The organism is Modicisalibacter tunisiensis (assembly GCF_020148005.1).
Lineage (GTDB): Bacteria > Pseudomonadota > Gammaproteobacteria > Pseudomonadales > Halomonadaceae > Modicisalibacter > Modicisalibacter tunisiensis.
In genome coordinates this window covers 54,805-75,826 of the sequence record NZ_JAGXFD010000001.1, presented here as the reverse complement: position 1 = coordinate 75,826, position 21,022 = coordinate 54,805, and the positions used below count along the sequence as shown (strand labels likewise).

The window sequence follows — 21,022 nt, the reverse complement described above, 5'->3', positions numbered from 1 at the left end:
ATCCATGATGGGAGCGGCTTCTTGTGGGAGCGACGTCAGTCGCGATGAGCCGGCCACCGGGCCGCCGCCGTCGGGGATGAATCCCCTTTCCCGAGAAGGCTTGCCGCGCCGTCCCGTCGTCAACGCGGGGCTTCAGCCAGCCAGTTTTCTACCTCGAGCCCTTTGAACCGGCGAAATTCCCCCTCATTGGCGGTGACCAGGACGCGCTGTTCCGCCAATGCCTGAGCGGCGATCAGCATGTCGTTGGGGCCGATCGGCGTCCCGGCTCGTTCCAGTTGCCGACGCAGGCGGGCGTAATGGCGATCGGCCGGGGGCTCGAAGGGATGCACGTCGAGTACCTCGAGCAGGATTTCCACCTGGCGTGTCAGGCGCTCGGAGCCTCGCTTTCTTGCGCCGAAGCGCAACTCCGCCGCGACGATGATACTGGTTGCGACGGCTTCCTCGCCCACGGCGGCGATCCGCTCCATAACGGGGCCATGCGGGTCGCGCACGAGTGCGGAAACGATGTTGGTATCCAGCAGGTAGCCGCCGGTGCTCATAAATCGACATCATCGAGTGGCAGCATGCCTTCATCGACATCACCCAGCGGCTCATCGACGGGGTCGAGCCGTTTCAGGGTGCTCAGCAAGCCGGGCTTCCTGACCGGCTCGATGATCAGGGTATCGCCCTCGCGGCGCATGATGGCCTCATTGCCGGCGAACTCGAACTCGCGCGGGATGCGCAGGGCCTGGTTGCGGCCGTTGCGGAACAGGCGGACATGGCGTTCGGTTGACATGATATCCTCGTCTCCTTGTTGGCCTATGCCTGAGCATATGTCTTCGGCAGGGCAATGGCCAGGCTGACACTGAATCGGCCACCGCCGTCGGGGATGACTGCACCGAAGAACAGGGATTGGTGTGGGAGCGACTTCAGTCGCGATGAAACCCGGCACCGAGGCACCGCTGTCGGGGATGAATTCCCTCCCACAAGGAATGCCCCAGGCTTCAGTCTGACTAAACCCGAGGTGAGAAATTCTCGGGCAGGCATGACCCCCTTTCATGTGAAAGCCTCCGGGGGGTGGAGTATCATGCCGGTTCGTTTCACCTCTCGACTCGAGGACTCTACGCCGATGTTCAGCCGTGACATGCAGATTGCCGGTTTCGATGATGCCCTGTTCGATGCGATGCAGAAGGAGAGCGCGCGTCAGGAAGCGCACATCGAGCTGATCGCTTCCGAGAACTATGCCAGCCCCCGCGTCATGGAGGCTCAGGGCAGCCAGCTGACCAACAAGTATGCGGAAGGCTATCCCGGCAAGCGCTACTACGGCGGCTGCGAGTACGTCGACGTGGTCGAGCAGCTGGCCATCGACTACGCCAGGGAGCTGTTCAACGCCACCTACGCCAACGTCCAGCCGCACTCCGGCTCGCAGGCCAACGGTGCGGTCTTCCAGGCGCTGGTCAAGCCGGGCGACACCGTGCTGGGCATGAGCCTCGATGCCGGCGGCCATCTGACCCACGGCGCCAGGCCCAACTTCTCGGGCAAGCACTACAACGCCGTGCAGTACGGCATCGACGACAGCGGCCGCATCGACTACGACGACGTCGCCAAGCTGGCCCGCGAGCATCAGCCGAAGATGATCATCGCCGGCTTCTCCGCCTACTCCCAGATCATCGACTGGGCCAGGTTCCGCGAAATCGCCGACGAGGTGGGCGCCTACCTGCTGGTCGACATGGCGCACATCGCCGGCCTGGTCGCCGCCGGCGTCTACCCGAGCCCGCTGCCCCATGCCCATGTGGTCACCACCACCACCCACAAGACCCTGCGCGGCCCGCGCGGCGGCCTGATCCTCTCCGCCGAGGGCAACGCCGACATCGAGAAGAAGCTGCAGTCCGCGGTCTTCCCGGGCATCCAGGGCGGCCCGCTGGAGCACGTCATCGCCGCCAAGGCGATCTGCTTCAAGGAGGCCATGGCGCCCGAGTTCAAGACCTACCAGCAGCAGGTGGTCGCCAACGCCCAGGCGATGGCCGGCGTGTTCCTCGAGCGCGGCTACGACGTGGTCTCCGGCGGCACCGAGGATCACCTCTTCCTGCTCTCGCTGATCAAGCAGGGGCTGACCGGCAAGGACGCGGACGCCGCGCTGGGCCGCGCCCACATCACCGTCAACAAGAACGCCGTGCCGGGCGACCCGCAGAGCCCGTTCGTCACCTCCGGCCTGCGTATCGGCACCCCGGCGGTGACCACCCGCGGCTTCGGCGAGACCGAGTGCCGCGACCTGGCCGGCTGGATCTGCGACATCCTTGACGCCATGCAGCAGGGCGATTCCGCCCAGGCCGAGGCCGACGTCAAGGCCAGGGTCGAGGCCGTCTGCGCGCGGCTGCCGGTGTATCGTTGAGAGTGTATCGCTGCCTGTAATGGCATGAAGCGATAGTGACGCTGGCGGGCCATGTCCTCGAAAGAGGCATGGCCTGCCTGCTTGTTGCGGACCTTCCGGAAAGGAGATGGCGATGGGGGAGGATATTCGCTGGCAGCAGCGTTTCGACAACTACGGCAATGCTTTTTCCCAATTGGAGCAGGCGGTCGAGGCGTATGGCGACACGACGCTGGACATCATCAAGGAAGGCGTCATCCAGCGCTTCGAGTTCACTCACGAGCTTGCCTGGAAGGTCATGAAGGACTACCTCGAACACGAAGGCATTCAGAATGTCACAGGGTCGCGCAGTGCGGCTCGTCATGCCTTCAACGTCGGCCTGCTGGAAGACGGACAGGTGTGGATGGACATGATCGAGACTCGCAACCACACGGTCCACGCGTATCGTCACAGCATTCTGGAAACCGAGTTCCGCAAGATCGTCGAGCGCTATTACCCGGCCCTGAAGCAGTTTCGCCAGACCATGGAGCGGTACCGCTGATGTTCGGCCTGCCGGAGAGCACGATCGAGGCCATCCGGGGTGCCCTCGCCGCCTGCCCGGGCCTGGAGAAGACCGTGATCTACGGATCACGAGCCAAGGGAACCTGTCGGCCCGGTTCGGATATCGACCTGGTACTTTACGGCGACGTTTCCGAGAGTGACGTGCTGCGCCTCCTGGACCGGCTGGACGCGCTCAACACCCCCTACCTCTTCGATGTGATCCGCTATCGGGACATCGACAGCGAGGCCCTGCGCGAGCATATCGCGCGGGTGGGGCAGCGATTCGATGATGCGGTGGCCCGGTGACCGGCTCATCGCGACTGAAGTCGCTCCCACACAAATCCCGGTTCTCCGCTGCAGGCGTCCCCATCCTGAGGGAGGGAGTTATCCCCGATAGCGGTGCCCCTGGAGCATCCCTTGTGGGAGGGGATTCATCCCCGACGGCGGCGACCCGGTAGTTGGCTTATCGCGACTGAAGTCGCTCCCACGGCTATTCAGCAAGCCGGGCGGGCTGGTGGCTGGGCTGTCTTGTGGGAGGGGATTCATCCCCGACAGCGGCGACCCGGTAGTTGGCTTATCGCGACTGAAGTCGCTCCCACGGCTATTCAGGCGGGCCGGTGGCTGGGCTGTCTTGTGGGAGGGGATTCATCCCCGACGGCGCTGCCTCGGTGGCGCGTTCAGGCCTGAGCCAAGCGGCGAACAAGCGCCGTTTTCCGTACCTGATCGAGGCGCCGCATCGCGGCGCCTCGTTCTATTTTGGGGTTCCTCTCATGCTCGCGTGTCACGATCTGTTATGCTTGGCGCCCTCGCCGAGCGACACCGGACGTCCGAGCGATCTTCACCCCTGTCACCCAACGATCGAGTGAGTGCACGCATGGCCAGCCGTCCAGAAGCCACCGACCTGCAGCGCGCCCTGAAGGCCTGTCGGGGCTCGTTTGTCACGGTGGGGTTCTTCAGCATGTTCATCAATCTTCTGATGCTGGTCCCCCCGCTCTACATGTTGCAGGTCTACGACCGCGTCATCGCCTCGCGCAGCGAGGACACCCTGTTCATGCTGACCCTGGTGGTGGTCTTCCTGTTCGCCGTCATGGGCCTGCTGGAGCTGGTTCGCTCGCGGATCCTGATCCGCGTCGGCAACCGGCTCGATACCCTGGTCAACGAGCGCCTCTACAGCGCCATGTTCCGGCGCAGCGTGCTCACCCAGGGCCAGCAGACCGCCCAGCCGCTCAGCGACCTGACCAACCTGCGCCAGTTCCTCACCGGCAACGGCCTGTTCGCCTTCTTCGATGCCCCCTGGGTGCCCATCTACCTGGCCGTGCTCTACCTGTTCCACCCCTGGCTGGGGGCCTTCGCCACCGTGGCCGGCATCATCCTGCTGTCGCTGGCCATCGCCAACGAGAAGGCCACCAAGTCGATTCTGGCCGACGCCAACAGCGACCACATCAAGGCCCAGAACCTGGCCAACTCCAACCTGCGCAACTCGGAAGTCCTGCACGCCATGGGCATGCTGCCCGGCATCATGGGCCGCTGGGCGGCGAAGCACCACGAGTTCCTGGCCAAGCAGTCGCGGGCCAGCGACCGGGCCGGCGCCCTGACCAACGCCTCCAAGGTGCTGCGCATGCTGTTCCAGTCGATGATCCTGGGGCTGGGCGCGCTGCTGGTGCTCAAGGGCGACCTGACCCCGGGCATGATGATCGCCGGCTCGATCCTCATGGGCCGGGCACTGGCGCCGATCGACCAGATGATCGGCAGCTGGAAGGGCTTCGTCAGCTCGCGGGGCGCCTACCAGCGGCTCAACGAACTGCTCACCCAGATTCCCGACGAGAATCGCCGCATGTCGCTGCCCGCGCCCGAAGGCAACGTCGCCATCGAGACCGTCGCCGCGGCACCGCCCGGGGTGCGCATGGCGACCATCCGCGGCATCAATTTCACGGTGGCCAGCGGCGAGCACATCGGCATCATCGGCCCCAGTGCCGCCGGCAAGTCGACCCTGGCCCGGGTGCTGCTGGGCATCTGGCCGCCGCAGGTCGGCAGCGTGCGCCTCGACGGCGCCGACATCACCCAGTGGAATCGTGACGAGCTCGGCCCGCACATCGGCTATCTGCCCCAGGACATCGAACTGTTCGACGGCACCATCAGCGAGAACATCGCCCGCTTCGGCGAGGTCGACGCCGAGAAGGTGGTTGCCGCCGCCCGCAAGGCCGGGGTCCACGAGATGATCCTGCAACTGCCCAACGGCTACGACACCGCCATCGGCGCCGCCAGCGGCGCGCTCTCCGGTGGCCAGCGCCAGCGCGTCGGCCTGGCCCGCGCCCTCTACGGCGACCCGGTGCTGGTGGTGCTCGACGAGCCCAACTCCAACCTCGACGACAGCGGCGAACGGGCGCTGGGCGACGCCATCGCCCAGCTCAAGGCCGAGGGCGTCACCCTGTTCGTGATCAGCCACCGCCAGAGCGTGCTCAAGCACGTCGACAAGCTGCTGGTGCTCAAGGAGGGCCAGGTCAGCATGTTCGGCCCCCGTGACCAGGTACTGGCCCAGTTCGCCAAGCCCGGCAAGGCCCGGGTCGGCAGCACCAGAAGCAACGGCCGGCTGGCCGCCGTGCAGGGCGGCCAGGGGCAGGGCAACGACGCGCAATCCCGGGAGCAGGACTGATCATGGCAGGCGACATTTCACGCAGTATCGACATCACGCCGTCCCGGCAGTCGCAGACCTACCCGGGCGGCAGCGCTGCTCCCGGGGCCAAGCTGCCTATCAGCGACCGTTTCTACAAGCGGCTCGGGCTGATCATCCTGCTGGTCGCCTTCGGCGGCTTCGGCGGCTGGGCGGCCACCGCCGACCTGGCCGTCTCGGTGGTGGCACCCGGTTCGGTGTCGGTCGAGTCCTTCAAGAAGACCGTCCAGCACCTGGAAGGCGGCATCGTCAAGAAGATCCCGGTACAGGACGGCGATCACGTCGAGGCCGGCGACACCCTGCTGGTGCTCGACAAGACTCAGGCGCGCTCGCAGCTCGAGATCGCCCGCTCGCAGTACCTGATCAACCGCGCCGCTGAGGTGCGGCTGCTGGCCGAGCAGAAGGGGGCCGACAGCCTGAGCTTCCCCGACGAGCTGCTCGCCAGCGACGCCCCAAGGGTCAAGGAAGTGCTCGCCGTGCAGCGGGCGCTGTTCCAGGCGCGCCGCGAGTCGCTCGACGGCACCCTCGCCGCGCTCGACGAACAGAGCCAGCAGATGCGCGAGCAGATCGACGGCCTGCAGAACCTGATCGGCGTCAACCGCTCGCGCATCACGTCGCTGAAGGGCGAGGCCGACGACTACCGCTCGCTGTTCAAGGAAGGGCTGGGCGACAACCAGCGCCTGCGCGAGCTGGAGCGCCAGGTGCTGCAGTTCCAGGGCGAGAACGCCCAGCATCATGCGCAGATCGCCAAGCTCAAGTCGCAGATCAGCGAGAACAAGGTGCAGAAGCAGGTCAAGCAGCAGGAGTTCCAGAAGGAAGTCGGCGAGCAGCTGCGCCAGGCCCAGGCCAACATCGCCGATGCCGAGGAGCGCATCACCGCGCTCGCCGACCAGGTCAAGCGCACCACCGTCACCGCGCCGGTCACCGGCACCGTGGTGGGCATGAAGGTGCACACCGTGGGCGCGGTCATCAAGCCGGGCGAGCCGATCATGAACATCGTGCCCGCCGGTGACGACTTCGTCGTCGAGGCGCGCATTCCCAGCAAGGACATCGACAACATCTACCCCGGGCAGTACGCCGAGATCCGCTTCAGCGCCTTCAACCAGCGGCTGACCAACGTCATCAAGGGCGAAGTGATCAACGTCAGCGCCGACACCTTCCAGGACGAGGCCACCGGCGCCAGCTACTACAAGGCCCGGGTCAAGGTCACCCCCGAGGGCAAGCGCGAGATGACCGAGAACATGCAGCTGCTCGCCGGCATGCCCGCCGAGGTCATGATCCGCACCGGGGAACGCACCTTCGCCAGTTACGTGGTCAAGCCGATCACCGACATGCTGGCCCGCGCCATGCAGGAGGAGTGACGATGGCCAAGCGCAAGATGACCGGCCCGCTGCTGCTGGCCCTGCCGCTGTGCGGGCAGCTGGCCTGGGCCCAGGCGGCAGGCAGCGCCGCCGACTGGACCGACCGGCTGCCGGCGATGGACGGCGCGTCAGCCGCCACGCCGACCGGCGGCGAGACCGACGCCGCCCCCGCCGACTCGATGCTGGGTAATCCCGCTTCTCAGGCCACGGCTTCCGGTGTCGCGGCACCCGGCGAAGCGGCTTCCGCCGAGCCTTTGCCGTCGCTGCCGGCGCTGTTCAAGGCCGCGCTGGACAACGACGCCAAGCTCGCCAGCCAGCGCTACGAGGCCGAGGCCAGCCAGCAGAACGTGCCCATGGCCGAGGCCGGGCTCAAGCCGCAGGTCCAGGCCAGCGCGGGCTACATCTACCAGCAGTCGGACAACTACTACACCGACAACCCGGCCTACAACCCCGACAACGAGCTCAGCCGCGTCGGCAGCGACTACGAGGCCCGTTACAAGGGGGTCACCCGCGACCAGACCTGGCAGCTGCAGCTGACCCAGCCGCTGTTCAGCCTCGAGCGCTGGCGCAAGGTCGGCAAGGCCGAGGCGCAGAGCGCCGCTGCCGAGCTCAAGGTCGCCGTGGGCGAGCGCGACCTGGCGCTGAACGTCGCCAAGTCCTATCTGGACGCCTTCCTCGCCTCGCGCAAGCTGGGGCTGCTGGACGCCAAGCGGAAGTCGCTCGAGCTGCAGGTCAAGCAGGCCCAGCGCGCCTACGACCTGGGGGTGGGGGACCGCATCAACCTGCTCGAGGCCCGCTCGCGGCTCGACCAGGCGGTCTCCGACACGCTGCAGGCCGAAAACGAGCTCGACAACGCCCTGAGCGCGCTGGAGCGCCTGACCGGCCAGTCTCCGCGCTTCGACGGCTCGGCCCTGGGCGATCTCGCCACGGTCGACCTGCCCAGCGACTGGGGCACGGCGGACGACTGGCTTTCGCGCACCGCGAACAACGTCGAGGTCAAGCTGGGCAAGCAGCAGCAGAAGGTCGCCGAGGCCGAGACCGGCGTGCGTGCCGCCGGGCACTACCCCGAGCTCAACCTCAACCTGTCCTACTCGGACCGTTCCTCCAACGACCCCTTCCGCGAAAGCCGCGACGCCTCGGCCAGCGTGCAGCTCGACGTGCCGATCTACCAGGGCGGCTACACCTCCGCCAGCGTTCGCCAGGGCGAGCTCTCCGCCCGGGCCAGCCGCGCCTCCTACACCAACGCGCTGCAAATGGCGCGCCAGGAGGTCCGCACCCGGCTGCGCGGTCTCGACGGCGACGTGCGCCAGGTGCAGGCGCTGCAGCGCTCCATCGAGTCCAGCCGGCTGTTCCTGCAGGCGGCCGAGAAGGGCCAGCAGCTCGGCCTGCGCGACCTGGTCGACGTGCTCGACGCCCGCGCCAAGCTCTACGACCAGCGCATCCAGCTCGTCGAGGTCATCCGCCAGTACCTGCTTGACCAGCTCAACCTGCAGGCCGCGGTCGGCGCGCTGGACACGCGCGATCTGGTCGATACCATGACGCTATTGCAACGAGTGAGCGGATGACTCCCGAATGGCGCCAAGGAGCGGTAGCGACTTTCTTCGCATGGCGATGCGCGGCTTCGATGCCGCCGTCGCCATGGCCGCGGGCTCCTTCTATTTCTGGTGCCTGCCCAACCTGGCCTTCGCCTATGGCATCGAATACCCGTTGCTGATCGTGGTGGGCGGGCTGCTGCTGCCCGCCGTCGGCGAGATGTTCGGCCTCTACGAGCCCTGGCGCGGGCGCAGCGTGTTCAGCATGTTCGGCGCCTACGTGGCCAGCTGGGTGACCACCATCCTGCTGATCAGCGCCTTCCTGGTGGTTACCCAGAGCGGCTACATCTACTCGCGGCTATGGATGAGCGCCTCCGCGCTCAGCGTGCTGGCCATCGGGCTGCTGGCCCGGGGCGTGCTCTATGGCTACCTGCGGCGGCTGCGCGCCAGAGGCCGCAACCTCAAGGCGGTGCTGGTCATCGGCCGGCCCGGGAACGTCGAACAGGTGCGCAGCCGCCTCGCCGGCATGCCCTACGCCGGGTATCGCATCGAGCGGGTCATCGCCGACGACGAGGAAGACCGGGTGCTCGCCGAGGTCTGCCGCATGACCGGCGAGGCCGCCTTCCAGCGCAACTTCGACGAGATCTGGCTCAGCTACCCGCTGAGTCACGGCAACACCGTCAAGACCCTGGCGGACCGGTTGATCGCCGTGCCGGTCAATGTGCGCTACTTCCCCGACCTCTCCGACGTGCGCCTGCTCAACCACCGCATGGCACAGGTCGCCGACATGTTCTCCATCGATCTCAACTACAGCCCGCTCAACGGCCCCGCGCGCGCGCTCAAGTCACTGGAGGACCGGGTGCTGGGCGGCCTGCTGTTCCTCGGTTTCCTGCCGGTGATGCTCGGCGTGGGTCTGGCGGTATGGCTGACCATGGGCCGCCCGGTGCTGTTCAAGCAGTACCGCCACGGGCTGGACGGCAAGCGCTTCAAGATCTACAAGTTCCGCACCATGCGCCTGCACGAGGCCGAGGGGCATACCGCCCAGGCGCAGGCCGGCGATGCGCGCATCACCCCCCTTGGAGACTGGTTGAGAAAGACCAGCCTTGACGAGCTACCGCAATTCTATAACGTGTTGCAGGGCCGCATGTCGTTGGTCGGCCCGCGCCCTCATGCGATGGATCACAATGTCATCTACAAGGAGCAGATCGGTGCCTATATGCAGCGCCACCGCGTCAAGCCGGGTATTACCGGATGGGCACAGGTACATGGTCTGCGTGGAATTACCGAAGATGTCAGTGACATGGAAAAACGAATCGAGTATGACCTTTATTACATCAATAACTGGTCTCTGGGGCTCGATCTAAAAATACTGTTGCTGACAATTACGCGGGGATTTGTCAACGACAAACCCTGATTCAAGGAGATTGAGATTACATGATCATACCCGTCGTTCTTTCCGGAGGCTCCGGCTCGCGCCTGTGGCCGGTTTCCCGTGAGCACTATCCCAAGCAATTTCTCAAGCTGAATTCCGAAAAGCACAGCTTGTTGCAGGAAACCGTGCTTCGCCTAAAGGGCCTATCGGACTGTCGGGATCCGATCGTTGTCTGTAATGATCAGCATCGCTTTCTGGTAGCGGAGCAACTCGGAAGCCTTGGTATATCGTCCTCTCGCATTTTGCTGGAGCCGGTGGGGCGTAATACCGCGCCGGCGCTGGCGTTGGCGGCCATGGCGGCGCTTGAAACAGCCGAGGACCCGGTTCTGCTGGTCATGCCGGCAGACCACGTCATTACCGATGTGGTGGCGTTTCAAACGGCTGTGAAGCAGGGGCTGGAGCTGGTGGAGGGGGGCGATCTCGTGACGTTCGGGATTCAGCCCGATTCACCCAATACGGGATATGGCTATATCCACAAGGGAGATCCGAGAGCCGGCGGCTACGGGGTGAGTGCCTTTGTCGAAAAGCCTGATATCAAGCGCGCCAAGGCTTATCTAGAGTCGGGCGAATATCTGTGGAATAGCGGCATCTTTCTGTTTCGTGCGGGTCTATATCTAGCTGAGTTGGCTGAGCATGCCAATGATATTTTGCAGTGCTGCGAAACTGCCTACCATGGGCGCCACGAGGATCTCGACTTCCTGCGTATTGAGGGAGCTTCCTTTGCAGAGTGCCGCAGTGACTCGATCGATTACGCCGTCATGGAAAAAACTCGGCGTGCTGCGGTGATTCCCATGGACCCAGGGTGGAGTGATATCGGTGCCTGGGATGCACTCTATGCGCTGAAAGCCAGTGATGCCAATGGGGGGAACGCAGTCCAAGGGGATGTGCTCCTCCATGAAGCTCATGGAAACTACATTCGTAGCGAGTCACGCCTGGTGGCTGCGGTGGGCGTGGATGACCTGATCATTGTTGAAACCGACGATGCGGTGCTGGTGGCGGATCGTAGTCGCGCGCAGGACACCAAACAGATCGTAAATGCATTGAAGGCCCAGCAGCGTAGTGAGTGCCATACCCACAAAAGTGTGTATCGCCCTTGGGGGCATTATCGCACGATGGTCATCAGCGAAGGGTTTCAGGTAAAGGAAATTGTTGTCAACCCCGGGCACACGCTTTCTCTGCAGATGCACCATCATCGCGCCGAGCACTGGATCGTCGTGCAGGGCACGGCACGGGTAACGATGGGCGAGGGGCACGGTGATACTGAAAATTTGCGAAGCTTTCTGCTATCCGAAGACGAATCAACCTATATTTCCCTAGGTACAATACATCGGCTTGAAAATCCGGGCGTTATCGCTCTTAAGTTGATAGAAGTTCAGACAGGTAGCTACTTGGGAGAAGATGATATCGTAAGGTTCAATGATGCCTACGGACGAGAATAGCTTGTAATGATAGCATCTTTGCGAGTAGCTATAGTCCATGACTGGTTGGTAACTTGGGCTGGCGCGGAAAAAGTGCTGGAGGTACTTCTGTCGCTTTTTCCGGATGCGGAACTATTTACCATGGTTAATTTTTTGGAAGTGGAGGCGGCGCCTATACTTCGAGGGCGTCGTATACATACTAGTTTTATACAAAATTTGCCTGGTGCTAAAAGTAATTATAGAAAATATTTGCCGCTTATGCCCATTGCTGTAGAGCAATTTGATCTCAAGGGGTTTGACCTGATTGTTTCTAGTAGCCATGCCGTGGCAAAGGGTGTGATTCCTGATCCTGAGGCTGTACATGTGTGCTACTGTTATAGTCCGATGCGTTATGCTTGGGATATGCAAAACCAATATCTCAAGCAGACGGGTAATGCCAGTGGCTTAAAAAGCATCATGATGCGCTGGGTTTTGCACCGGCTAAGATTGTGGGATTTTGCAAGTGCCCAGCGAGTTGATCATTTTGTCGCCATTTCTGAGTATATTAAGCGCCGAATTAATAGTGTTTATCGTCGAGATTCTCTGGTTGTTTACCCACCAGTGGATTGTCGGAAGTTTGATTACAAGAAAACGAGAAAGAAGTTCTATGTTACGGCGGGTAGAATGGTGCCCTACAAACGGTTTGATATCGTCGTGGAGGCCTTTACTAAGCTTCGCCATCTTGAATTGATTGTTATCGGGGATGGTCCTGATTTTAAGTCCATAAAGTCAATGGCTGGAGATAATGTACATTTTTTAGGGTATCAGTCCGATCAAGTCCTGGCAGGTTATCTTGAGCATGCGGCGGCATTTGTGTTTATGGCCGAAGAAGATTTTGGCATTCTTCCTGTCGAGGCCCAATCTGCCGGAGCGCCTGTTATAGGGTACGGAAAAGGAGGTATGGCTGAAACCGTTATTCATGGGAAGACCGGGATTCTTGTTAGCGATCAAAGCGTAGATAGTTTGGTTAAAGCTATTCGGGAATTTGAAAATGAAAGAAAAGGCAATGAAACGGCTTTTTGTGCTATCGATTGCCATGAGAATGCGCTTCGGTTCAGCAGGGAAAGATTTTGCAGCGAGCTTGAATTTCTTTTCGATACAGTGGCCAAGAGTTCTTGATAATAAATTTCGTTCTTTTCCATGATTAGGCTTTAAATTTTGTCATAGGGGGTTGCATGCTTTTAGATTTTCGCCAGATTTTCTACTATAGAAGCTTTATTCTTGGAAGTGTCAAGCGCGAGTTTCAGAGTAAATATCTAAATTCTTTGCTGGGGGTTGCCTGGACGGTTTTGCAGCCTCTCTCCATGATAGTTGTTTATACACTGATCTTTTCCAAGATCATGCAGGCAAAAATTCCAGGGGCAGATGAGATCTATGGTTATAGTATATACCTCTGTTCCGGTGTGATCACTTGGGGGCTTTTTAGTGAAATAACAAGTCGGGGGCAGAATATTTTTATAGAGAACGCGGGGCTTATCAAGAAGTTGAGCTTCCCACGGCTGTGCCTTCCAGTAATCGTTGTTTCAAATGCGCTGATAAATTTCTCAATAATTTTTCTTCTTTTCTCTGTGTTTTTGGTTCTTTCTGGGAATTTTCCCGGTTGGGAGTTTTTGTTTGTATTCCCGCTGCTTGGGCTTCAGGTTTTATTTTCCGTCGGCCTGGGCATGACGTTGGGTGTTTTAAATGTTTTCTTTCGTGATGTGGGGCAGTTTTTCAGTGTTGTTCTTCAGTTTTGGTTCTGGTTGACGCCTGTTGTTTATCCTGTAGAAATTCTACCGGGTCGCTTACAGGACTACATGACCTTGAATCCCATGTTTGGCTTGATGAAAAGCTATCAAGGGGTGCTTTTGCATGGTCAGGTGCCTGACTGGAAAGATTTGGTATTGTTAACTATTTTGGGGTGCTTTTTTTGTATTTCCGGTGTCTATCTTTTCAGAAAGCATAGCGGCGACATGGTGGATGAACTCTAATGGGTGAGATAAACGTTACTGGGCTTGGAAAGGCTTACAAAAATTATCCAAATCGTTGGTCCAGGTTGAAAGAGTGGCTGTTGCCAGGTCACGCACCTGTTCACCAATTAAATTGGGTGCTCCAGGACATTAATTTCACCGTGAATTCCGGAGAGGCTGTTGGTATTGTAGGCATCAATGGCGCTGGCAAGAGTACCTTGCTGAAAATGATTACAGGTACGAGCCAGCCGACAACGGGCAATGTTAGTTTGACTGGTCGCGTTGCTGCACTACTGGAGCTGGGTATCGGCTTTCACCCCGATTTTACAGGCCGTCAGAATGCCTACATGGCTGGGCAATTGCTGGGTTACCGGGTGGATGACTTGAACGGCTTGATGCCCAAGATAGAAGAGTTTGCTGAGATTGGAAGATATATTGATCTTCCGGTTAGGGTTTATTCAAGTGGGATGCAGATGCGGTTGGCTTTTAGTGTGGCAACAGCAATTCGACCCGATATTCTAATCATTGATGAAGCTTTGTCGGTTGGTGACGCCTATTTCCAGCACAAAAGCTTTGATCGTATTCGTGACTTCCGCGAGCAAGGCACTACGCTATTGCTGGTTTCGCACGATAAGCAGGCGATTCAAAGCATTTGCGATAGAGCTGTTTTGCTCAATGCAGGGAAGGTGGAGCTGGAAGGGCCACCAGAAAAGGTCATGGATTACTATAACGCGATGCTGGCCGAAAAGGCTAATAGCCGTTTGGAACAGTGGGAGCAAGAAGATGGTCGTACTCAAACTGTATCGGGGACGGGAGAGGCAACGGTTCGCCATGTTTACATGCTTAATGCCAAGGGTGAGCAAGTAGATACAATCAATGTCGGTGAGCGTGTTACATTGCACGTGATCGCCGATATCCATCAAGACATCCCGCGACTGGTGTTCGGCTACGGGATCAAGGATCGGCTTGGCCAAGTCATGTATGGTACCAATACCCATATAACCGACGATGTGGCCTATTCGCTGAAGCAAGGGGATCAAGTAACTTTTACTATTACCTTTGATGCCGACCTTGGTCAAGGTAGTTATTCCATGCAAACAGCGCTGGTCAGTACAGATACTCACTTGGTAGATAATTATGAGTGGCGAGACCTTGCTTTTGTCTTTAATGTCATAAATATTGATAAGCATCATTTTGCGGGTTGCAACTGGATGCAGCCAGACATAGGGGTGTCCATCTCATGAGTTTTGTTTCATATGCACAGAACTTCGAAGATGTGATGCTGTGGAGGGCCCTTAAAACAGTAGATAAAGGTGTATATGTTGATATTGGTGCTCAAGACCCCACCATAGACTCTGTGAGCTTGGCATTCTATGAACGTGGCTGGAAGGGAGTGCATGCAGAGCCCACCGAGCACTATGCCTGTGCCTTGAAAAGGGAACGTCTGGGTGACGAAGTGCACCAGGTGGCCATTGGGCGGCAGGATGGAATAGCTAAATTCTACGAGTTTGAAAATACGGGGCTTTCCACTGGAGACCCCTTGGTTGCCGACCAGCAGCAACGACGTGGCTATCCGGTCAAGGAAACCTCAGTCGAGGTTATAACTCTGGATGCTCTCTTGGCACCTCTTGAAGGAACGACCGTCCACTGGATGAAAATCGATGTGGAAGGTATGGAAGGTGATGTCGTTGCCGGGTGGAAAAGGTCTACGGTACGCCCCTGGATACTTATTGTAGAAAGTAGCAGACCATCGACACAGGAAAATGTTTGCCATCAGTGGGAGTCGGGTCTAATACATAAAGGCTATCGTTTTGTCTATTTTGATGGTGTCAATCGATTTTATCTTTCCAATGAACATTCCGAGTTGACTGATGCTTTTTCCGCGCCTCCCAATGTATTCGACGAATTTTCATTGAGTGGAAAAGCCTCTCATGCCTTTTGCAATCAGCTACACCATAAGGTTCACCTGACAGAGCTGCGTGCCGCGGAGGCTGAAAAGGACGCCTATCAATCTAATTTGCGTGTAAAAACGCTGATGGACAGTTTGCAGTATACCGAGCAGCAACTGAGAAATAGTGAAGAGGCGCTTCACAAGCGTTGCCAGGAGTATGAACAACAGTTGAATTTGCTCACATCCAGTCGTTCATGGCGACTGATGGCACCGCTTCGTGGCCTGGCTTTCCGGTTTCGTCAGCTTCGCTCTGCGTTTCGTTCCAAACAGGTGTCACGACATTTTCTAGATAATATCCTTAACCGACCCTTGCAGTGGTCTGCGCGCCATGTTGCTGGCAATCCACATCTTAAAAAATTCGCATTATCGATACTAAAGCGAAGTCCGTGGTTGTTTGAGCGTTTGGTGCGCCGGCTCAAGAGTCTGGATCCCCAGTCTGGCAGTACGCGGCATACTGTTCTTCCTGCCAGCCAGAAAAGCCTCACCGCCCGAGCTCGACGTTTGCATCGCAAGCTGAATGCTTTTTCTGCTACGGAGTCTAGATAGTGAGAATCATCGTGGACATGCAGGGTGCCCAGGCGCAGAGTCGAAAGCGCGGAATCGGGCGTTATACTCTGGCACTTATACGCGCACTGATCCGCCAGGGCGGCGATCATGAGATCATTCTGGTCTTCAATGAGCTTTTCGAGGAAAGCATCAAGGATCTCTGGCCCGAGTTTCAATCATGGCTGGGTATCGAACGGTTACATGTCTGGTCTGTTCCCGCACCGGTCCGCAAGATCGACGGTGAAAATGAATCTCGCTGGAAAGCCGCTGAGCAGCTTTACGAGAATTATTTGGGAAGCTTGAAGCCTGATTTCGTGTTGGTTACCAGCTTGTTCGAAGGTTTGGGCGATGATGCGGTAACAAGTATAAAAGCGTGGCGGAGGGATTATCCTGTTGCCATCGTTTTATTTGATCTTATTCCGCTAATTCATCGTTCTCCTTACCTGGATAATCCTGCTCATGCCCGTTGGTATGATGAAAAAGTTCTGCATTTGCAGAGAGCTGACCTGCTTTTAGCAATCTCCGAGTCGACTCGCCGGGAAGGGCTTTCCCATTTCGATTTTCCCGACTCGGGTATCGTCAATATCTCTTCTGCTTTTGATGAAGGCTTTCAGCCAATCACTATCAGCACCGAACGCCGCCATGTACTACGCGTACATTATGGACTACCCAAGCCTTTCATAATGTACACGGGAGGAATCGACCACCGAAAGAATCTGGAAGGATTAATACGGGCATTCGCGAAGTTGCAGGTAGACTTTCGAGAAAAATTTCAGCTCGCCATTGTATGCGCCGTGCATGATCCCGAACGCGAGAGGCTGCAAGCACTGGCGCGGCGTCATGGCCTTGAATCAGATGCCCTGGTGCTTACCGGGTTTGTGCCGGAACAGGATCTTCTGGAACTCTACAATTTGTGCGAGGCTTTTGTCTTTCCTTCCTGGCATGAAGGGTTCGGTTTGCCGGCATTGGAAGCCATGGCTTGCGGTGCGCCCGTTATCGCCTCGAATACTACGAGTTTGCCGGAAGTCGTGGGTTGGGACGAAGCGCTATTTGATCCGCATGATGATGATGCGATTGCCGAAAAATTGCACAGAGTACTCGGCGACTCGGAGTTCAGGCAACAATTGCGTGAACATGGGCTCAAGCAAGCGGCTCGCTTTAGCTGGGATGGATCCGCACGCATCGCTCTCCAGGCCATGGTTGATCATGTTGATAACTCAAGCCAAGATGAGCCTTCGGGCGTTGATATTGACTCTCGTCCCAAACTGGCACTGGTTTCCCCCTTGCCCCCCGAGCGCAGTGGTATCAGTGATTACAGTGCCGAACTGCTTCCGGTTCTGGCCGAACATTACAAGATTGATGTGTTCGTGGACCAGAGTGAGGTCAAGGACGACTGGGTTCACCGAAACTGTCACGTTCGGCCGGCAAGTGAACTGCGTGAGATCGCTGGCGACTATGATCGCGTTCTCTACCAGTTTGGTAACTCGGCATTTCATCAGCATATGTTCGAATTGCTGGATGATGTGCCGGGGGTGGTCGTCTTGCATGATTTTTTCCTCTCAGGTGTCATTGCCCATCGAGAGTGGTTTTTCGGCCTGACCAACAGCTGGCTTGATGCACTTTATGAAAGTCACGGTTATCCTGCCGTTCTGGAGCGTTGCCGGCAGAGCGATACGGCCGATGTAGTCTGGCGATACCCTTGCAACCTGCCGGTTCTTCAGCGTGCCCATGGGGTTATCGTACATTCCGCCAATAGCTGCCGTCTGGCCAGGCAATGGTATGGCGAGGCCGCGGGGCGTGACTGGTCGCACATTCCGTTGTTGCGCCGCCCGGCGAGCGGCGACTCGCAACGGCGCTACCAGGCCCGCAAGGAACTGGGGATCGAGGAAGATGCCCTGGTCGTGTGTAGTTTCGGCTTTCTTGGAGCGACCAAGCTGAATCATCGCCTGCTTGATGCCTGGCTGGATTCCGCCTTGGCCAAGGATACTCATGCTCTGCTGATATTTGTCGGCGACAGTGGCCCGGATGAGTATGGTGCTCGTCTCAAGCGTCGTATACGCGAGAGTGCTCAGGAGGGCCGTATCCGAATTACCGGCTGGGCCGATGATCTCGACTATCATCGATACCTGGCGGCCGCCGATATTGGAGTTCAGTTGCGCACTCGCTCACGAGGGGAAACCTCGGCGGCGGTACTCGACTGCATGAATCACGGCCTGGCGACGATCGTCAATGCCAATGGCAGCATGGCTGACCTGTCCGATTCCGTCGTGTTCAAGCTGCCCGATGCCTTCAGTGATCGCCAGCTCGGCGATGCCCTCGAATGCCTGTACCGAGATCCGGATTGGCGGATGAGTCTAGGCCGTGCCGCCGCGGCGGAAATACACGCCGCGCATGCTCCCGCTCATTGCGCCAATCTCTACCATCAGGCGATCGAGGCGAGTTACCGGCGTATCAACAATACAGGGGAAGGTGTTGCCGAGAGCCTGGCGCGGCAGCCGCATGTGGCCGCCTATGATGATGCGCAACGTTGCCAGTTGGCTGCCAGTATCGACTTCAATTTTCCTGAAGCCCCTCGACAGCCTCAGTTGCTGCTTGACGTCACGGGCTTGATTGCAGATGGCGATACCCCCCGGCCTCTGACCGCACGACTATTGGACCACTGGCTGACCGAGATACCACAAGGGTATCGCCTCGAGCCGGTCTATCGTAACGATGCAGGTGAATGGTGTTACGCGCGCCACTTTGCGCTGAAGCGTCTTGGAGTAGCACCGGAACTGCTGCGTGATGATCCTGTTGGGCCACATCGTGGTGACCTTTGGATGGGGCTGGAAGTGCCGGCGGAGTCTCTGGATGACGACGATTCACATTACCGGCATTTGCGTTATCGGGGTGTGCATGTGTCCCTGTTTACGGCCGAGGAGATCGCGGGGTCGCTTGACCGGTGGTTTAACGGCATCACCGAAGCCCTGCCTGCCATGATGCCGGATCGAGACACCCCGCTATTGCTTGTTGACGTCTCGGAACTGGTGCGTCACGACATCGGTACCGGTATTCAGCGTGTCGTTCGCAATATTCTTGCTCAATGGCGAGACCATCCGCCTGCGGGATATCGCCCGATGCCAGTGTATGCCCGGACTGATAGCCCGGGGTACCGTCACGCGCGTGGTTTCATGCTCAAGCGCCTGGGGCTGCCCGCCACGCTCTTGCCCGATGACCCCGTCAATCCGTTGCCTGGTGATCGTTTCCTCGGCTTGGACCTGCAGCCGGCCGTGGTCAGCCGTCAACGAGAACTCTACCGAGCCTGGCGTGAATCCGGCATACGCACCGAGTTCGTGGTCTATGATCTGTTATGCGTTCGTTACCCCCAATTCTTCAGGGAGGGGGGGAGAGAGACTTTCCAGCGTTGGCTTGACGTTGTCGGTGAAAGCGATGGCCTGATTGCCATCTCGCGTGCCGTGGCGGGGCAGTTGCGCAAGTGGCTGGATGAGCGAGAAAGTCAGGCCGGCGAGCCTTGTCATCAACCCCGCGTCGACTGGTTCCACCTGGGCGGCGACCTGGAAGCCCATGAAATAGCTGCTTCCTCCCCGGTTTCTCCCATGATGGATGCCCTCGACCTCTCGCGTCCCACCTTTCTGATGGTCGGCACGCTGGAGCCACGCAAGGCTCATGGCCAGGTACTCGAGGCATTCGACCGTCTCTGGCAAGACGGCCGGAATATCAACCTGGTCATCGTCGGCAAGCCCGGCTGGCATGTGGAGTCGTTGGTCGACACCCTGAACGATCATGAACAGCGTGGACATCGCCTGTTTTGGCTGGCAGATTGCGGTGATGCCACCCTTCGATGGCTCTATCAGCACAGCAGTTGCCTGATCGCCGCCTCTCACGATGAGGGGTTTGGCTTGCCGCTCATCGAGGCGGCGCGTCACCATTTGCCCATATTGGCCCGTGATATCCCGGTTTTTCGGGAGGTGGCGGGTGAGCATGCCGGTTACTTCTCTGCCAGCGATGCCGGAGAGGTCGCAGAGGCACTGTGCGATTGGCTGGAAGCGCATGCTCAGGGCCGACATGTCCGCTCGGATGCCATGAAGTGGCAGAGCTGGGAAGCAAGTGCCGCTCAACTGGCAGAGCGACTGTTGGCGCCGACTGACATTACTCCGAGCAAACACGCTCGAACGGACTCACTAGTTTGAAACAGGACAACTCATGAACGCGATCATTACCGGCATTACCGGCCAGGATGGGGCCTATCTGGCGCAGCTGCTGCTCGGCAAGGGCTACACGGTCCATGGTACCTACCGGCGCACCAGCTCCGTGAACTTCTGGCGTATCGAGGAGCTGGGCATCGCGGATCACCCGCAATTGCATCTAGTGGAGTATGACCTGACGGACCTCTCCGCCAGTATTCGCCTGCTGGAGTCGACCCAGGCCACGGAAGTCTACAATCTCGCTGCCCAAAGCTTTGTGGGTGTCTCCTTCGACCAGCCGCTGACCACCGCTGAAATTACCGGGTTGGGGCCGGTCAATCTGCTCGAGGCGATCCGTATCGTCAATCCGGCGATTCGCTTCTATCAGGCTTCCACCTCTGAACTGTTCGGCAAGGTGCAAAGCATACCGCAAACCGAAGCGACTCCGTTCTATCCGCGTAGCCCCTATGGCGTGGCCAAACTCTATGCACACTGGATGACGATCAACTATCGTGAGTCCTACGACATGTTTGCCACCAGCGGGATTCTTTTCAATCACGAGTCGCCGCTGCGGGGCCGGGAATTTGTCACCCGCAAGATCACCGACAGTCTTGCCAAGATCAAGCTGGGCAAGCTGGATCGGCTCGAGCTCGGCAATCTGGATGCCAAGCGCGACTGGGGGTATGCCAAGGACTACGTGGAAGGCATGTGGCGAATCCTCCAGGCCGACAAGCCGGATACCTTTGTGCTGGCCACCAACCGTACCGAAACCGTGCGTGACTTCGTGACTCTCTCGGCTCGGGCTCTCGACATCGAACTGGCCTGGAAAGGCGAGGGCGAGCAGGAGCACGGGATCGATACCGAAACCGGCCGCACGCTGGTCGCGGTCAACCCGCGCTTCTACCGTCCCGCCGAAGTGGATTTGCTGATCGGTGATCCTGCCCACGCGCGCGAGACCCTGGGCTGGGAGCCGCATACGACTCTCGAGCAGCTCAGCCAGATGATGGTCGAGGCTGACCTTCGTCGTAACCGGCAAGGATTTTCATTCTGAC

General features: G+C 58.9%; 16 protein-coding genes. 14 read left to right on the top strand and 2 right to left on the bottom strand.

What is annotated here, in order from left to right:
• Positions 1-119 precede the first annotated feature (119 nt).
• Together KGQ91_RS00340 and KGQ91_RS00335 are read right to left on the bottom strand one after the other, a co-directional pair.
• Positions 120-539 carry a type II toxin-antitoxin system VapC family toxin gene (locus tag KGQ91_RS00340; protein ID WP_224419960.1) on the bottom strand — a complete coding sequence of 140 codons (420 nt, stop codon included), beginning with the start codon at positions 537-539 and terminating at the stop codon, positions 120-122.
• Positions 536-775, bottom strand: coding sequence for an antitoxin (locus tag KGQ91_RS00335; protein ID WP_163650753.1), 240 nt, complete (start codon positions 773-775; stop codon positions 536-538). The genes KGQ91_RS00340 and KGQ91_RS00335 overlap by 4 nt, the downstream gene beginning before the upstream one ends.
• A gap of 333 nt (positions 776-1,108) precedes the next feature.
• Between KGQ91_RS00335 and glyA the strand changes: the two genes are divergently transcribed.
• The 14 genes from glyA to gmd all read left to right on the top strand — a co-directional run bounded on the left by glyA (position 1,109) and on the right by gmd (position 21,021).
• The gene (gene glyA, locus KGQ91_RS00330) at positions 1,109-2,371 is read left to right on the top strand and encodes a serine hydroxymethyltransferase (RefSeq protein WP_224421362.1); all 1,263 of its coding nucleotides are present in this window, start codon (positions 1,109-1,111) and stop codon (positions 2,369-2,371) included.
• Between the two features lie 112 nt (positions 2,372-2,483).
• Complete coding sequence (locus KGQ91_RS00325; protein ID WP_163650754.1) at positions 2,484-2,888, top strand: nucleotidyltransferase substrate binding protein; 405 nt, start codon at positions 2,484-2,486, stop codon at positions 2,886-2,888.
• Positions 2,888-3,193 (top strand): nucleotidyltransferase domain-containing protein, encoded by a 306-nt coding sequence (locus KGQ91_RS00320; RefSeq protein ID WP_224416707.1) that lies wholly within the window; start codon positions 2,888-2,890, stop codon positions 3,191-3,193. Before KGQ91_RS00325 ends, KGQ91_RS00320 begins: the two co-directional genes overlap by 1 nt.
• A gap of 568 nt (positions 3,194-3,761) precedes the next feature.
• Positions 3,762-5,540, top strand: a complete 1,779-nt coding sequence (locus tag KGQ91_RS00315) for a type I secretion system permease/ATPase (protein WP_224419959.1) — start codon at positions 3,762-3,764, stop codon at positions 5,538-5,540.
• A 2-nt stretch (positions 5,541-5,542) separates the two neighbouring features.
• Positions 5,543-6,919: an HlyD family type I secretion periplasmic adaptor subunit gene (locus KGQ91_RS00310; protein ID WP_224419958.1), complete on the top strand. Its 1,377-nt coding sequence runs from the start codon at positions 5,543-5,545 to the stop codon at positions 6,917-6,919.
• A gap of 2 nt (positions 6,920-6,921) precedes the next feature.
• Positions 6,922-8,484: a TolC family outer membrane protein gene (locus KGQ91_RS00305; protein WP_224419957.1), complete on the top strand. Its 1,563-nt coding sequence runs from the start codon at positions 6,922-6,924 to the stop codon at positions 8,482-8,484.
• Between the two features lie 40 nt (positions 8,485-8,524).
• Positions 8,525-9,865, top strand: a complete 1,341-nt coding sequence (locus KGQ91_RS00300) for an undecaprenyl-phosphate glucose phosphotransferase (RefSeq protein ID WP_224419956.1) — start codon at positions 8,525-8,527, stop codon at positions 9,863-9,865.
• 20 nt (positions 9,866-9,885) lie between these two features.
• Positions 9,886-11,322, top strand: coding sequence for a mannose-1-phosphate guanylyltransferase/mannose-6-phosphate isomerase (locus KGQ91_RS00295; RefSeq protein ID WP_224419955.1), 1,437 nt, complete (start codon positions 9,886-9,888; stop codon positions 11,320-11,322).
• 6 nt (positions 11,323-11,328) lie between these two features.
• Complete coding sequence (locus tag KGQ91_RS00290) at positions 11,329-12,459, top strand: glycosyltransferase (protein ID WP_224419954.1); 1,131 nt, start codon at positions 11,329-11,331, stop codon at positions 12,457-12,459.
• Between the two features lie 56 nt (positions 12,460-12,515).
• Positions 12,516-13,310 (top strand): ABC transporter permease, encoded by a 795-nt coding sequence (locus KGQ91_RS00285; RefSeq protein ID WP_224419953.1) that lies wholly within the window; start codon positions 12,516-12,518, stop codon positions 13,308-13,310.
• Positions 13,310-14,533 carry an ABC transporter ATP-binding protein gene (locus KGQ91_RS00280; RefSeq protein ID WP_224419952.1) on the top strand — a complete coding sequence of 408 codons (1,224 nt, stop codon included), beginning with the start codon at positions 13,310-13,312 and terminating at the stop codon, positions 14,531-14,533. The genes KGQ91_RS00285 and KGQ91_RS00280 overlap by 1 nt, the downstream gene beginning before the upstream one ends.
• Complete coding sequence (locus KGQ91_RS00275; protein ID WP_224419951.1) at positions 14,530-15,786, top strand: FkbM family methyltransferase; 1,257 nt, start codon at positions 14,530-14,532, stop codon at positions 15,784-15,786. The genes KGQ91_RS00280 and KGQ91_RS00275 overlap by 4 nt, the downstream gene beginning before the upstream one ends.
• Entirely contained in the window at positions 15,786-19,976 is a 4,191-nt protein-coding gene (locus tag KGQ91_RS00270) for a glycosyltransferase (RefSeq protein ID WP_224419950.1), read from the top strand. Before KGQ91_RS00275 ends, KGQ91_RS00270 begins: the two co-directional genes overlap by 1 nt.
• 13 nt (positions 19,977-19,989) lie before the next feature.
• Positions 19,990-21,021 (top strand): GDP-mannose 4,6-dehydratase, encoded by a 1,032-nt coding sequence (gmd, locus tag KGQ91_RS00265; RefSeq protein WP_224419949.1) that lies wholly within the window; start codon positions 19,990-19,992, stop codon positions 21,019-21,021.
• Position 21,022 lies beyond the last annotated feature (1 nt).